Origin of the sequence: Paenibacillus sp. FSL F4-0243, from assembly GCF_037963295.1 — a bacterium.
Lineage (GTDB): Bacteria > Bacillota > Bacilli > Paenibacillales > Paenibacillaceae > Paenibacillus_AQ.
Genome location: NZ_CP150151.1, coordinates 1,452,216 through 1,466,770 on the forward strand (window position 1 = coordinate 1,452,216; position 14,555 = coordinate 1,466,770).

At 46.2% G+C, this 14,555-nt stretch carries 15 protein-coding genes and 1 riboswitch; of the genes, 13 read left to right on the plus strand and 2 right to left on the minus strand.

Going from position 1 to position 14,555, the window contains the following annotated elements; translation table 11 throughout:
* Positions 1-66: 66 nt before the first annotated feature.
* Positions 67-726: a type A chloramphenicol O-acetyltransferase gene (gene catA / locus NSS87_RS06560; RefSeq protein ID WP_339245699.1), complete on the minus strand. Its 660-nt coding sequence runs from the start codon at positions 724-726 to the stop codon at positions 67-69.
* Between the two features lie 167 nt (positions 727-893).
* On the opposite strand from catA, the gene NSS87_RS06565 reads away from it, so the two are divergent.
* The 8 genes from NSS87_RS06565 to NSS87_RS06600 all read left to right on the plus strand — a co-directional run bounded on the left by NSS87_RS06565 (position 894) and on the right by NSS87_RS06600 (position 8,140).
* Positions 894-1,430, plus strand: a complete 537-nt coding sequence (locus tag NSS87_RS06565) for an ATP-binding protein (RefSeq protein WP_339245702.1) — start codon at positions 894-896, stop codon at positions 1,428-1,430.
* A 125-nt stretch (positions 1,431-1,555) separates the two neighbouring features.
* Positions 1,556-3,007: a PLP-dependent aminotransferase family protein gene (locus NSS87_RS06570; RefSeq protein WP_339245705.1), complete on the plus strand. Its 1,452-nt coding sequence runs from the start codon at positions 1,556-1,558 to the stop codon at positions 3,005-3,007.
* A gap of 19 nt (positions 3,008-3,026) precedes the next feature.
* Complete coding sequence (locus tag NSS87_RS06575; protein WP_042193411.1) at positions 3,027-3,959, plus strand: D-alanine--D-alanine ligase; 933 nt, start codon at positions 3,027-3,029, stop codon at positions 3,957-3,959.
* Positions 3,952-5,115, plus strand: coding sequence for an aminotransferase class I/II-fold pyridoxal phosphate-dependent enzyme (locus NSS87_RS06580; protein WP_042185624.1), 1,164 nt, complete (start codon positions 3,952-3,954; stop codon positions 5,113-5,115). The genes NSS87_RS06575 and NSS87_RS06580 overlap by 8 nt, the downstream gene beginning before the upstream one ends.
* Before the next feature lie 92 nt (positions 5,116-5,207).
* On the plus strand, positions 5,208-6,269 hold the full coding sequence (cobT, locus tag NSS87_RS06585) for a nicotinate-nucleotide--dimethylbenzimidazole phosphoribosyltransferase (RefSeq protein ID WP_339245708.1): 1,062 nt from the start codon (positions 5,208-5,210) through the stop codon (positions 6,267-6,269).
* Positions 6,266-6,814, plus strand: a complete 549-nt coding sequence (cobU, locus tag NSS87_RS06590) for a bifunctional adenosylcobinamide kinase/adenosylcobinamide-phosphate guanylyltransferase (protein ID WP_076284100.1) — start codon at positions 6,266-6,268, stop codon at positions 6,812-6,814. Before cobT ends, cobU begins: the two co-directional genes overlap by 4 nt.
* Positions 6,811-7,626 carry an adenosylcobinamide-GDP ribazoletransferase gene (gene cobS / locus NSS87_RS06595; RefSeq protein ID WP_339245711.1) on the plus strand — a complete coding sequence of 272 codons (816 nt, stop codon included), beginning with the start codon at positions 6,811-6,813 and terminating at the stop codon, positions 7,624-7,626. The genes cobU and cobS overlap by 4 nt, the downstream gene beginning before the upstream one ends.
* 187 nt (positions 7,627-7,813) lie before the next feature.
* Positions 7,814-8,140 carry a YnfA family protein gene (locus tag NSS87_RS06600; RefSeq protein ID WP_042185628.1) on the plus strand — a complete coding sequence of 109 codons (327 nt, stop codon included), beginning with the start codon at positions 7,814-7,816 and terminating at the stop codon, positions 8,138-8,140.
* Between the two features lie 58 nt (positions 8,141-8,198).
* On the opposite strand, the gene NSS87_RS06605 is transcribed toward NSS87_RS06600, so the two are convergent.
* Entirely contained in the window at positions 8,199-9,887 is a 1,689-nt protein-coding gene (locus NSS87_RS06605) for a methyl-accepting chemotaxis protein (RefSeq protein WP_042185629.1), read from the minus strand.
* Between the two features lie 343 nt (positions 9,888-10,230).
* Positions 10,231-10,276: riboswitch (PreQ1 riboswitch) on the plus strand.
* 10 nt (positions 10,277-10,286) lie between these two features.
* On the opposite strand from NSS87_RS06605, the gene NSS87_RS06610 reads away from it, so the two are divergent.
* The 5 genes from NSS87_RS06610 to NSS87_RS06630 all read left to right on the plus strand — a co-directional run bounded on the left by NSS87_RS06610 (position 10,287) and on the right by NSS87_RS06630 (position 14,553).
* Entirely contained in the window at positions 10,287-11,000 is a 714-nt protein-coding gene (locus NSS87_RS06610) for a queuosine precursor transporter (protein ID WP_042185630.1), read from the plus strand.
* Between the two features lie 209 nt (positions 11,001-11,209).
* Positions 11,210-12,691: an AMP-binding protein gene (locus NSS87_RS06615; RefSeq protein WP_339245713.1), complete on the plus strand. Its 1,482-nt coding sequence runs from the start codon at positions 11,210-11,212 to the stop codon at positions 12,689-12,691.
* On the plus strand, positions 12,688-13,839 hold the full coding sequence (locus NSS87_RS06620) for a thiolase family protein (RefSeq protein ID WP_339245715.1): 1,152 nt from the start codon (positions 12,688-12,690) through the stop codon (positions 13,837-13,839). Before NSS87_RS06615 ends, NSS87_RS06620 begins: the two co-directional genes overlap by 4 nt.
* Positions 13,836-14,237: a MaoC family dehydratase N-terminal domain-containing protein gene (locus NSS87_RS06625; RefSeq protein ID WP_339245718.1), complete on the plus strand. Its 402-nt coding sequence runs from the start codon at positions 13,836-13,838 to the stop codon at positions 14,235-14,237. The genes NSS87_RS06620 and NSS87_RS06625 overlap by 4 nt, the downstream gene beginning before the upstream one ends.
* Positions 14,212-14,553 (plus strand): MaoC family dehydratase, encoded by a 342-nt coding sequence (locus NSS87_RS06630; RefSeq protein ID WP_339245721.1) that lies wholly within the window; start codon positions 14,212-14,214, stop codon positions 14,551-14,553. Before NSS87_RS06625 ends, NSS87_RS06630 begins: the two co-directional genes overlap by 26 nt.
* Positions 14,554-14,555 lie beyond the last annotated feature (2 nt).

Here is a 14,555-nt window from a genome sequence, read left to right on the forward strand (position 1 = left end):
ATACCTAATATGTGGAACCCTTTATGTTTAAACTATCGTTCGCCCTCAGCAGAATAAAGTGGATAATTAGATGTTAGGTAACCATTCCTTATAGGTATCTGCACGTGATTGCAATTCATTATACAGCATGCTGGCATGGTAACCGTCGCACACGGCATGGTGGAATTGCCCCGATATTGGTAATAGTATTTTTTTGTCTTGATGAAAATACTTTCCTATAGTAAAGATGGGAAGTAGGAAGGTTCCCTCGTTATACACGTTCAGGTTAAAGCCCGTAAAGCTGACCCACGGAATACTAGAAATAGGGAAGGTGTTCGGTGGTTCGTTTGCTTTAGCGATAAATTGTTTCACGCTTCCGTACATTTTCATATCATCCAGATAACGGTTATAGAAATCATTAAACTTTTCTCCGTACGAAGTCCAGATGCTTGAGAAGGTCTTATCATCATCATGGAAAATTGTAAAACTAGGTGACATGCTATCCCAATAACCTAATCTACCTTCAGAATCAAAGCAAGTGCGGAATTCACTGTGACGGTTTACCACCGTAGTTATCATGTGGATTAGCGCCGGGTACAGCTTAATTCCCTTATGCTTAAGCTCTGACAGTAGAAGGGTAATGTCGATATTTACGGTCATGCTATAGGTGCATCTGACATTGTTTAAATAATGTTCAAAATAGGGTTTTCTACTCCAGTTATCAATGACAATCGGGTTAAAAATCATATATTATGACCTCCTAAAATTATTTCATTTTTCATTTTAGGAGGTCTGCTGGACTGATTTCACCATATCCTTATCACAATCCTTTGAGAAAGTATTTTGTAACGATGAGTATACCATCATCATCGCCGTAATTAAACTAGATCAAGTGGAAGGAAGATGCATTTATAATGCTGAGTGAAAAGTTGGTTATTGAAAAATTGCTTCAGCAAAAGCGTACGAGTGTTGCTTCCATCGTAGTGATGATGTGCGGTGTAGCGGGGTCGGGTAAAACAACCTTTGCTAAAAAGCTGGAGAAAGAGGGATTCGCCAGACTTTCGATAGATGAAGATATTTGGGCCACGCACGGACGTTTCGGGGTGGATTATCCAGAGCAGAATTATGAGTCCTATAAAGAAGAGTCGGAGATAAAGCTGCGGGGGGAGCTGGTGAATCTGCTTCAGGCAAAACATCATGTTGTCATCGATTTCAGCTTCTGGCAACGTCAGAGACGGAACGATTACAAGCAACTTATTGAGAGTTATGGTGGCGTGTGGGAACTGATTCACTTAAAAATTCAGCCAGATGAATTGCGTCAGAGACTGCTTATCCGGAGTGAACGTTTTGACGCTAATGCCGCATTTCCGATTACTGAGGACATACTAACCCGGTTTTTAAATGGTTTTGAGATCCCTACTGGAGAAGGGGAGCTTGTGATCGAAGCATAGATCTATAACTTGATTTTTTGGGCATTTGTCCCCTCAAAGAACCACAGCCGGATTAAAATCCCATGGCTGTGGTTCTTTTTTTAAGCGAGTGATTGTGCCATGATAGTCATGGGGGCGATTGAGAGATGTTTAAGGATTTTAAGCTCATAGCCGGACGGCCGGTGTATATACAAATTAAAGACTATATGAAGCACTTAATCATAAAAGGCGGTCTGCAAGGCAATCAAAAGCTGCCCTCCACACGAGAACTCAGCACATTGCTTAAGGTTAGCCGCAACTCCGTAATCTCTGCTTATGCAGAGCTTGAGGATGATGGATTTGCGTATGCCGTGCAGGGTCAGGGAAGTTATGTGGCACCTACACCTCCCGGCAGTGAAACAATCTCTTCCTGGACGATGGACTGGAAGACGCGTATCAATGATCATGCGCGGCTGGCGGAGGATCTGGATATCATGAAGCGCGGCATACGAGCGGAGAAGGGGACGATCTCCTTCACGAGCATCGCACCTGATGAGAGTCTTTTTGATCTAGATAATGTGAAACGCTCCTTTATGGATCGTATGTCGGTGGAAGGCAACGTCTTACTAAATTATGGATATGCCAAAGGGTATAAGCCTTTAATAGACTATTTGAAGCAGTACATGGAGCACAAAGGCGTTGAAATGAAAGGCAAGGATATATTGATCACCAATGGCTTTACAGAGGGATTCGATATTGTATTGTCAGTACTTAGCAAAAAGAATGGTTCGGTCATCTGTGAGAATCCAACGCATCATACGGCGATCAAAAATCTGAAGCTGAATGGCTTTGAGATCACCGGGATTCCTATGGAGCGTGATGGGATTGATCTGGTTGAGCTGGAGAAGGCATTGCAGGAGCAAGCTTTTGACTGTGCCTACTTTGTCCCCTCTTATCATAATCCGACCGGCATTGTAATGTCTCCCGAGAAAAGACAGAGGCTAATGAAGCTGATGAACCGGTACCAAATACCAGTGATCGAGGATGGTTTTAACGAGGAGTTACGCTATTCGGGCTCACATGTGGCTCCACTTATCGCAGCAGCAGGGAGCGGCAACAGCGTGATCTATCTAGGTAGCTTCTCAAAGGTATTATTTCCGGGACTACGCGTAGGCTGGGTGCTGGCAGATCAGGAGCTGATCTATTCTCTCGAAAGCGTCAAGCGCGCACGTACCATTCATACCTCGACGTTGGATCAATCCATTTTGTATCAGTACTTATTAGGTGGCCATTTAGAGAAGTATTTGAAAAAAGCCAGAGCGGAATATAAACGAAAATATGAATTAACCCTGCAATGCTGTAAGGAGTTTATTCCTTATACGGCGTTATCAGGGGATGGCGGATTGCATCTTTTTGTAACCTTCGCGGAGGGCTTTAATACAAGGACGCTGCTGGCGGCCTGCCATGAACAAGGGGTTATTTTTACAGCAGGAGATATATTCTTCACAGACGGTAAAGGTCAAAATACGATACGGATCGGTTTCTCCAGAGTGACGGATGAGGATATCCGCAAGGGGATCGAGATTATTGGCAGAACAGCACGACAACTAATGGGATAAAGAGGTGCTTGAGATGAAGATGAAGGTAGGCGTAATTATGGGCGGGGTGTCCTCAGAGTATGAGGTATCCATGAATAGCGGTAGAGAGATTTTGAAGAATCTAGATCCCAATAAATATGAGGTTGCTCCAATAGTGATTACCAAGCGTGAAGAGCTTATTGAGCAGGCAAAAGGAATCGATATCGCGCTGCTTGCGCTCCACGGAGCTTACGGAGAGGACGGTACGGTTCAGGGGACGCTGGAGACGATGGGGATTCCTTATACGGGTAGTGGCGTTTTGTCTAGCAGCATTTGTATGGATAAAGATCTTTCCAAAAAGCTTATGCGCTGCTCAGGCGTCAATACGGCGGATTGGCTGTGCTGGGATAGTATGAAGGATTATTCTCAAGAAGCCGTAGAGCGGATTGGATATCCTGTTATGGTGAAGCCATGTGCAGGCGGTTCGAGTATCGGTATGGAAAAGGTGAGCAGTAGCGAGGAGCTGTTGAGCGCAGTAGAGAAGGCTTTTGCTTGTGATCAGTCGATTCTGATCGAGAGCTACATTCAAGGCCAGGAAATCACTTGCTCTATTCTAAATGGAGAGATGCTGCCCGTTTTGGGAATCACCTCGGCGCATGCGGAGTGGTTCGATTACAGTGCGAAATACGAAGATGGCGGGGCAGACGAACGAGTCATTGATCTACCAGCTGAGGTGTATGAGCGAGTACGTGATGCAGCCTTAACTTGCTACAAAGCACTAAAATGCAGCGTGTACGCAAGGGTGGATATGCTCATTAAGGATGGTATTCCATATGTGCTGGAGGTGAACACATTACCGGGCATGACGAAGGCGAGTCTTTTACCAAAAAGCGCGCAAGCGGCAGGTTACAGCTTCAGCGGACTGCTGGACGAGATCATTTCCCTTTCCCTAACAGAAAAGAGTCCGAAAGAAGAGGTGCTCAGTCATGCATAATGAATGGATTACTCCGCGTGTACGGGAGATTGCTCCCTCGGGGATTCGGGCTTTTTTTGACCTAAGTACAGGGAATCAGGATATTATATCGCTTGGTGTAGGCGAGCCTGATTTCGTTACACCGGAGCATGTAAGAGCTGCCTGTATTCGTGCTTTGAATAATGGGGAGACGATGTATACACCAAATTCCGGCTTGTTGGAGCTTAGAGAAGAGATCGCCTCTTATCTGCACACAAGCTTCAATCTCCGCTATGAGCCAACAAACGAGATTATGGTTACAGTGGGAAGCAGTGAAGCCGTGGATTTGGCTCTGCGGGCCTTTATTACACCCGGGGATGAGATTATCGTCCCTTCTCCGAGCTATATTGCGTATTCGCCGATTACTCATTTGAACGGTGGGATTACGGTAGAGGTTGAATCTTCAGCCGAGCAGGGTTTTAAACTTACTCCTGAAGCGTTGCGGCAGGTGATTACCCCGCGTTCCAAGATTCTTATGGTGAATTTTCCGACTAATCCTACAGGAGCAGTAATGACTTACGAGGATTGGCTACCCATTGCACAGATTGTAAAAGAGAATAACTTACTTGTCATTTCAGATGAAATCTATGCCGAGCTAACCTATGATAGTCAGCATGTAAGTATTGCCTCTCTTCCTGGGATGTTGGAACGAACGATTGTCATTAGTGGCTTCTCCAAAGCCTTTGCGATGACTGGCTGGAGAGTAGGCTATGCTTGTGGTGATCAGGAATTAATTGCTGCGATGCTCAAAATCCATCAGTACACTGCGATGTGTGCTCCAATACTAGGTCAAATCGCTGCCATTGAATCACTGCGGAACGGTATGGAGCATAAGGACCACATGAAACGATGCTTTGATGAGCGAAGAAAGCTGCTGGTTAGTGGATTTCGATCTATTGGTTTACCGTGCCACGAGCCGGAGGGTGCATTTTATGTCTTTCCTTCCATCGCTAATACCGGAATGAAGTCAGAAGTTTTCGCTTTGCAGCTGCTCAAGGAGGTTGGTGTTGCTGCGGTTCCGGGGCATGTGTTTGGAGCGGGTGGAGAAGGGTATATTCGCTGCTCTTATGCAGCATCCCTACAAAAATTGACGGAAGCGCTGGAGAGAATCGAAGGATTTATGAAAGTGAAGTTGTAATTCTAGTGGTCCCCATCTATCATAGATGGGGGCTTTTATGTGTAGATAAGATAGAATAGGTTATACGGATATCTTTAATTGGAGGTTAAAATATGATTTCATCTATTCAAGAAGTAATTAAACGAATCACACCAGCGGATGAACAGTCTTTCCTAAAGGCGGAGCACCGCTTGAACATTCTAACTAAACCACCGGGCAGCCTGGGACAATTGGAGACGCTGGCCGTTAAGCTCGCCGGAATTTCGGGTACGGAGCAGCCTAGTTTCACCAAACGAACGGTAGTTGTTATGGCTGCCGATCACGGTGTATGCTGCGAGGGAGTTAGCGCGTTTCCACAGGAAGTCACAATGCAGATGGCCTATAATTTTCTCAGCGGAGGAGCGGCTGTGAATGTACTGGCACGCCAAGCTGGGGCTGAGGTAAAGTTCGTAGATATCGGTGTTAACGGCGACCTTAGTCATGAGGATCTGATTGATTGTAAAGTGCGCCGAGGAACGGATAATATAGCCGTGGGACCTGCGATGAGTCGTGAAGAAGCGATGAATGCTGTGCTTGTAGGTATAAGAATCGCACAAGAAGCGATTGAGAACGGGACAGAGATTTTTATTACAGGTGAAATGGGCATAGGGAATACAACGGCTAGCGCAGCTATTCTGTGTGCTCTAAAAGGAATACCACCTGAAGTAGCCGTTGGAAGAGGAACGGGAATTGATGATGAACGTTTACTACATAAGATTGCAGTTGTGGAACGCGCTTTAAAGGTGAATCAGCCGAATCCGGCAGATCCACTGGATGTATTGTCCAAAGTAGGGGGACTGGAAATCGCCGGTTTGACGGGTCTGATTCTTGGCGCAGCTGCTGCCAGGGTACCTGTCATTTTGGATGGTTTTATTTCGGGTGCGGCAGCTCTTGTGGCGAAGGCGCTTGCGCCAGAATCCATTGCTTATATGATAGGCTCCCATCTATCAGGAGAACAAGGACATAAGCTGATGCTGGAGCGGCTTGGGCTTGAACCGTTGTTTAACCTGGGTCTTCGTTTGGGTGAAGGAACTGGAGGCGTATTGTCCCTTCATTTAATTGAGGCGATATGCCGCATTTTGAGCGAAATGGCCACCTTTGAAAATGCAGGCATCTCTGGAGCTGGGAAACAATGAGTATTCTTGTAACGGGAGGGGCGCGTAGCGGGAAAAGTGGTTTTGCAGAAAAACTGATGTCGTCACTGGCAGATCAGGCCTTCTATGTTGCAACCGGACAAGCGTTTGATGATGAAATGAATGAACGGATTGCACTGCATCAGCAACAGCGCTCGCAAAGCGGATATGCTTGGGAGACGTTAGAGGAGCCTTATGATTTGCCAGATCTTCTTAAGCGTTTATCTGGTGAAAAGGCGGTTCTCGTAGATTGTCTAACGTTGTGGTTATCGAATGTACTGCTAGCCATGGAAGGATTTACGGATAGGCAAGAGTTGATTGAGAGCGAGATTACAAGACTTGAAGACAGTGTACGCACATTTCAAGGAAACCTCATTTTGGTCACTAATGAGGTTGGAGATGGTATTGTTCCGGAGTATGCGCTTGGCCGATTGTACCGTGATCTGGCAGGACGTATGAACGCGCTGCTTGCTCGGCAATGCGAGCAGGTTTTTTTAGTGACTGCGGGCATTCCAATTGAACTCAAGAGCAGGGAGTATCGTTTATGAGGGAGCGCAGGGATGCTGCCGCGGCTGCCTTTCAGTTTTTGTCCCGGTTTCCTGTAAAGAGTGACCCTGGATTTTCTCCTGAGCTGCTGCGCCGAAGTGTGCTGTTCTATCCTGTGGTGGGTGCAGCTATCGGACTGTGCGTAGCTGCTGGGGCAGCTTTGACGGGTTGGATTTTACCGGCTTGGCCAGCAGCTGTTATTACCCTCATCTTATGGGTAGGACTTACTGGCGGCCTGCATCTCGATGGTTGGATGGACAGTGCGGATGGTCTGCTAAGCTACCGACCGAGGGAACGGATCCTGGAGATTATGAAGGACAGCCGTGTGGGTGCGATGGGTGTGCTCGCCTGCGTGCTGCTCTTGCTGTTAAAGGTCTCTTTAGTGGCAGCATTAATCGAAGGCTACGTCTATTACGAGCTGCCACTGCTCTTGCTGCCAGCGATCTGGAGCCGCTGGTATATGGTGCGGGCAATGGTGCGTTATCCCATTGCCCGCGGGAACGAGGGGCTGGCCGCGAGCTTCGCCGGCCTCGCTCCCTCGCATGAGCGGCGCGCGCTGGCGATAGCCGCGCTGCTCTCGCTAGCCGCAGCCGGTGCGCCTCTGGCGCTCGGCGCTGGCTTAGCCGCGTGGCCGCTGCATCTGGCGGCAGCGTTACTGCTGCCGGCTGCGGCCTTGGCCAGCGGCACCGTGGCTGCGCGGCGGATTAGCAGCCGGCTCGGCGGGCTCACCGGCGATGTGTACGGCGCGCTGAATGAACTGCTAGAGGCTGTGCTCCTACTAGTATTAGTGCTGCTCCAGCACAATTTCATGTGAGTCGCTCTTGCGGGTGACGCATAGTAACCAGCTCGCTCAATCTGATTTTATACTCTATTGATGCCTTTGGTTAGCTATTTGGTGGCCCGATTCTTGCTTGTACAGATACTTGCTAACCGTGATGACGTTGTATCATATTTTGCGAATCATTTGATATTTTTAGAGTTCAATAGGAAAGAGGGATGACATGGTTGCTGCCATTCTACTATTTGTAATTGCTGGCCTTGCTGAGATCGGAGGCGGATATTTAGTATGGTTATGGCTAAGAGAATCAAGACCTCTCTGGTACGGTTTGGTAGGTTCTTTGATTCTGATAAGCTATGGCATCATCCCTACGTTGCAGAAGTTTCCGTCCTTCGGAAGAGTGTATGCAGCTTACGGCGGGGTGTTTATCGTGCTCGCTGTGTTATGGGGCTGGCTAGTAGACAAGAAAACACCCGATGTATATGACTGGGTTGGTGCTGTTATTTGTGTGATCGGCGTTTCGGTCATTCTTTGGGCGCCAAGACACTAACAAAACAACCCGTTCAACACTTTCGTGTGAACGGGTTGTTTTTATTTAAGCCTAAGCTTTAGATCTTAAATTGTTGCACAGCTTCCTGAAGCTTCTTAGCCTGCTCATATAGATGCTGCACGGTTACTGCATGTCCTTCAAGCTCTATACGTTGGCGCTCGGAGTTCTCGGATAGTGTGTCCGCACTTTCTTGGGATCTTGAAGTGATTTGTGCGGTTTCCTCGACGGAAGCACTAACTTCTTCTGTACTTGCTGAGATTTGCTGCGTAGCCGCAGATACGGATTGAATATTCTGATTGATGCTTTGGATCAGAATCAGAAGGTGATTGAAGGCATCGCCCGCTTCTGCCACCTTGCCTACCCCGGAGGCTACCTCAGAATTCACATGGTTCATCTCAGTAACGGAGCGATTCATATCTTCCTGAAGTCCGAGTAGGAAATCACGAATCTGCTCATTCGCATTACGGGATTGTTCGGAAAGCTTGCGTACTTCTCCGGCAACCACGGCAAAGCCGCGTCCATGTTCTCCTGCACGTGCTGCTTCGATCGAAGCATTGAGCGACAGCATTTGGATTTGCTTCGTAATTTCAGTAATGCTATGAACGACTTCTCCGATCATTACTGAACGTTCATTCATAACTTGTAATTGCTCCAGCGACTGCAGGGAGGCACGTTCAACATGGCGCATTTGCAGAACGGCACTTTGGGCAATCTCATTACCGCCAATCGCTTCAGCGGAAGCTTCACTGATCTGCTCAGTGACTTCGGTGGCTGCTGAAGCAATATGCTGAATGCCGAAATTGATTTCTTCCATAGCTTTTGAATTATCTAGAGCGCTGCTCGCGATGGTCGTACTACCTTTGCCAATTTCTACAACAGATGTACTAGAGTGGTCTGCCATTTCATTTAAGACCTCAACACGTTCTCTTAAAGAATTGGAATCGGTGACCACAGTATTTGAGGTGACGAGTACATGTCCGATCATTTCTTTTAAGCGCAGGGTCATTGCTTGGAAGCTTCTGGACAGTTGAGCTACCTCATCACTGCCTTTAACCGTTAATTCCTCTGTGAAATCTCCCTCTGCGAGACGGGCACTGTAAGCTGCAAGCTTTGAGATAGGACGAGTAATCCGCATACTCATAAACCAGGCACCAGTTGAGCCTATGATCAGCGTTAGCAGAGTGATCCCGGCACTGGTCCACAGAATACTGTCTGTTTTTTCTTGAATAAAGCTTACATCACTGCTGATTCCGATAACCATCGTACTTCCGGGAATTCCGATATAAGCTGACTTATGTACACCATGCGAGTCCTTGTATGTATCGCTTAGTCCACTCTTTCCTTTAAGAGCTTGCTGCATTGCAGAGGACACCTTAACAATTTCCTCCGGCTTTAATTTTGCATCATGATCTACGGACAGAACCTCAGCTTCCTTGCCTTTTAGATTGAGTAGAAAAATAGTCTCAACCCCATGTTGCTTTCTCTTATCCTGGAAATAAAATTCAAGATTGGTGGCTGCTTGTTCGTTCTTCTTTAGTGCTTGCTGAGCATGCATTGTATTTATATTCTTATATACGTCCTGAGCAGCTGCAGTTAGAATTTGATTAATTTGTGGCATGACATAGCTGTTGAAAATACTGGTGGATATAAAGTAGAAGCTGGTACTTAACAAAAGAGACGTGAGTAATAGAACTACAAATAATAAACGCGTAAATCTGCGACTGATCGACTGCTTGAAACGAAACATATTGTTCTCCCCCTTTTTATGGGCAGCGAAGCCCCATTTCTTTATATCCCTACCGACTGCTAGTGACTGGCAACCTGCAATATATTCCATAGTTATGTAATATATCAACTAAATGGATCGGGAATGAAGTGTTTGATACTATTCTATAGAATTAACCTCTGGATGAATAGTGAAAGTTTTAGTTTATAGAGCATATTTTTCTGAAAAAGATGAATTATTACTGACACTTTTATTTTTAGTTAATAAAAATCGGTATAAATACCCATTTCATAAATTGTTTATTTTTATGGATTGTTTGACGACAGTGTGATAGAGTATTAATGTTTTGTTCCAAAACTTAATGTAAGCCGCGGTTCGTAACCATCCCGCGTAAACAAAACTAGGAGGAGTTTAAGCAATATGTTTAATTTGATGTGGGGAGTTTTATTTGTTATTGTCAATTTTGCTTTTTTTCTACTCTGTTACCGCCTGTTCGGCAAAAGTGGAATGTATGCCTGGGTAGGTATCGCTACTGTAATTGCAAACATTCAGGTAGCTAAGACGATTGCTATGCCATTTGATATCGTGATGACACTCGGAAATACGATGTATGTCACTTTGTATATGACCAGCGATTTGCTTAATGAGAAGTATGGAAGAGCAGAAGCACGTAAAGCGGTTTGGTTTGGCTTCTTCACCTTGCTTATGACGACAGTCATTATGCAAATGGTACTAGTATTTAAGCCGCAAGAGACCGATATTGCTCAGTCTTCTTTGGAGACGATCTTTGGTCTGATGCCTCGACTAGCGTTGGGTAGTCTAACTGCTTACTTCATTAGTCAGTTCCTAGACGTTCGGTTGTACTCCTGGATTCGCAAATATTACAGCACCTCAAGTCAGTTGTGGATTCGTTCCAACGGCAGTACGATGGTTAGCTCCTTTGTGGATACACTAATCTTCTGTACCATTGCATTTGCTGGGTTGTATAACTGGAGTGTGTGGTTTGAAATTTTGCTTACAACGTATCTAGCGAAATTCTTACTAACCGCAGTAAGCACACCTATCTTATATATCGCCCGAACTTTTACTTTTGCTGAAGATGGAATACCATCATCCGCTCATAAGAAGGAATAACCAACAATACAGCCAGCGCGTACCGATCATAATCGATGCGCGCTGTTTGATTTTTTCAGTCGTAAGAGGGCTCAATCGTTCCATATAAATATGTACATAAAATTAATATAAAGCTAAAATAAGCTATCGTAGCCATTCTAATTGTATCCCGAGCGAAGAGAGTGTACATAATCGGTAGTCACAGAAATTACGAATAGGTGTGGTGAAGGATGAATCTAGTAGTTCCTATACTGCGTCATGCAGCAGAACAGCCCGACAGCATTGCCTTAACCCATGACCAAGCAACTCATACCTATGCAACATTAGTGCAAGCGATGCGGAGAATTGCCAATGGTCTACAGCAAAAGGGCCTTAAGCATGACAAAATCGCTATTTTATCTACGAATCGCATTGAATTTGTCGAGGTTTTCTTGGGGGCTATTTATGCAGGCTGTGTTCCCATTCCTTTAGATCCCAAGTGGAGTGCAAATGAACTGCGGGTTATTATAGAGCAGTGCCAGCCGACAATGATTTTTGCCGAGCCGGAAGCTGCAAAGAATTTGGTCTTCAAGGACCAAGCCATCCCAACGCTGACTTTTTCAAATGAACGAACAGGTTCCTATGATCAGTGGTTGAAGGCTCAGAAGCCAGAAGCTGAATTGGATGAGACGAACGAGTTATTATTTATCGGCTTTACTTCAGGCACAACGGGGCTACCCAAAGGATATATGCGTACCCATTTATCGTGGTTAAAGAGCTTTGAGGTATCGAGTGCTGCCTTTGAATTGGACGCTATAAAGGATGTTTTAGCACCGGGTCCGTTTGTGCATTCGCTGTCCTTGTTCGCTGTAATGCAGAGTCTGTATGGTGGAGCAAACTTTCATATCACGCAAAAATTTAGCGCCACACAGGTGTTAGAGCTGTGCAAGCAGATTCCGGGTGTGGTGTTGTTTGTTGTACCGACAATGCTTGAATCCATGATGCAGCAGGCTGTTCCTGGGCAGACGCAGATTGATGCGATTATTAGCTCAGGTGCAAAGTGGTCGGAGTTGTCCAAAAAAAAGGGCATAGAAGTGTTCGCTGGAACGCGTCTCTATGAATCTTATGGTTCCTCAGAAGCGAGTTATATTAGTTATTTGGATGTTCTGGAAGAGCATAATCCGAACTCTGTAGGCAAGCCCTATCCCGGAGTGCAAATTTCCATTCGTGATGAAGAGTTCCGTGAAGTCCATACGGGGGAGATTGGGCAGTTATATGTGCGAAGTGATATGATATTTCTAGGCTACCATCAATTGCCGAAGGAGACCGCAGCAGCTTTTCAAGAGGGATGGCTTGTGTTGGAGGATTATGTTTATCAGGATGAAGCTGGTTATTTATATCTGGCGGGTCGCTTGAAAAATAGAATCATCTCCGGTGGGCTGAACGTTTATCCAGAGGAAATAGAGCGAGTACTGGAGCATCTTCCGGAAATACAAGAAGTAATGGTGCTTGGCGTCCCTGACGATTATTGGGGAGAACAGTTGGCAGTCCTCGTGAAATGGAATGGTGAAAAGCATTTATCTATAGACGAAATAAAGAATTATTGTCGCCAGTATTTAGCAAGTTACAAAGCGCCGAAGGAGCTGCTGACAGTTGATGAGTTTATCTATACAAGCAGTGGCAAAATTGCCCGGCAAGCGATGAAAGACTATGTGAAAAGAGCGATGGTATGATAGAAGCAGTAATTGTTATGGCAAAACGTACACCGATTGGCAGGATGGGCGGCTTATTAAGTACATTTGAGCCGGAAGCATTACTGGCGCCGCTTATTCAGCATATTGTGGCAGAGACGAATCTGCCCGTCGATATGATCGATGATGTGATTATTGGAAATGTGGTCGGTCCGGGTGGGAATATTGCCCGGGTAGCTGCGCTTGAAGCGGGACTGCCTGTTTCGGTTCCGGGCGTTACTGTGGATCGGCAGTGCGGTTCTGGGCTAGAGGCCATTAATATAGCAGCACGGCTTATTCAAAGTGGCGCAGGTGAGATTTATTTAGCGGGCGGCGTTGAGAGCACGAGTCGTGCCCCTTGGAAAATGGCTAAGCCCCAAACCTTGATGGGGGTTCCGCAGCTATATACCCGTGCTCATTTTACACCTAGCGCTTACGGTGACCCGGATATGGGAATTGCTGCGGAAAATGTAGCGCGGAAGTATGGGATTTCGCGAGAAGAGCAGGATCAATATGCCTTAAAAAGCCATCAGAAGGCCGTTCATGCTCAGCAAAGTGGTAGGTTTCAGCAGGAGATTGTACCTCTTCTGGTTGAGGGGGAGTGGGTGAACACCGACGAATGTCCAAGGGCTAATACGAGCCTGGACAAGCTGCGAAAGCTACCTTCAATCTTTGAAGAAAAGGGTACTGTCACCGCTGGAAATGCCTGTCCTATTAATGATGGTGGGGCGCTTCTATTAATGATGTCCCGTGAGAAATGTCGGCAACTCAAGCTAAAACCTATCCTGCGTGTCGTAGATGCGCAAGCAGCAGGTGTAGATCCGAATTATTTAGGTATGGGCCCAGTTCCAGCTGTACAAAAGGTGTTACATCGTCAACAGCTGACCATAGCCGATTTAGATATCGTAGAGTTTAATGAAGCCTTTGCTTCGCAAGTTCTAGCCTCACTGAATGAGCTTCAGATCCCACAGGAAAAGGTTAATCTTGGAGGAGGCGCATTAGCCATCGGTCATCCATATGGGGCGTCCGGAGCGATTTTAATGACTCGCTTATGTGCTGAAATGCAGCATACGCCTTATCAAAGGGGACTTGCCACTTTGGGCATTGGCGGCGGGTTGGGGCTGGCTACGCTTGTGGAGGTTACGGAATGAACAGCGTCCGACATCAGATTCTTATGACTGCTGAGTGGATATCGGATTACGCACAGAGTATTGAGGCACCCGTGCAGACGACTAATGGCAATCTGATTGCTCCTTCTACGATGCCTATTATTTTTTGGCAAGCCTTCGAAATTCCTTGGCTTAGCAAGGGAGAGCCTTTGCTTCACGGCAGTCAGAGATTCTCATATCAAGCTCCGATTACGGCAGGGATGACGTTAGATTGTGAATTAGCATTAACGAGCAAGGTGCAAAAAGATGGCCGGCAGGGCAAGCTGACCTTTTACACACATACGCTGGTTTGTAAATGTGAGGACGAGCTTATAGTCACCGCAGAAACGGTGTTAATTCGGGTAGGTGATGATCATGATGAGAAAATGCATAACGGCTGAGGCCATCCGGCAATATGCAGCAGCTTCCCAAGATCTGGCCGCTATTCATCTAGATGAGGATGCTGCAGCTGAGGCTGGATTTAAGCGGCCCATTGCGCATGGGATGTATCTAATGGGATTAGCCCAATCCTTATATATCGAGGCGCATCAGGCACAGTGGATCACTCAATATGATATGAAATTTCATAAGCCTATAGAGGTCGATAATGTCGTGATTTTTGATTTTTCGGAGGATGACTGCATGGTTAAAGTGACCCTTACAACAGAAGCTGGCAATGTTATTGCTTCGGGAGCTTTTTCAGTGAAAGAGGTGTAGTG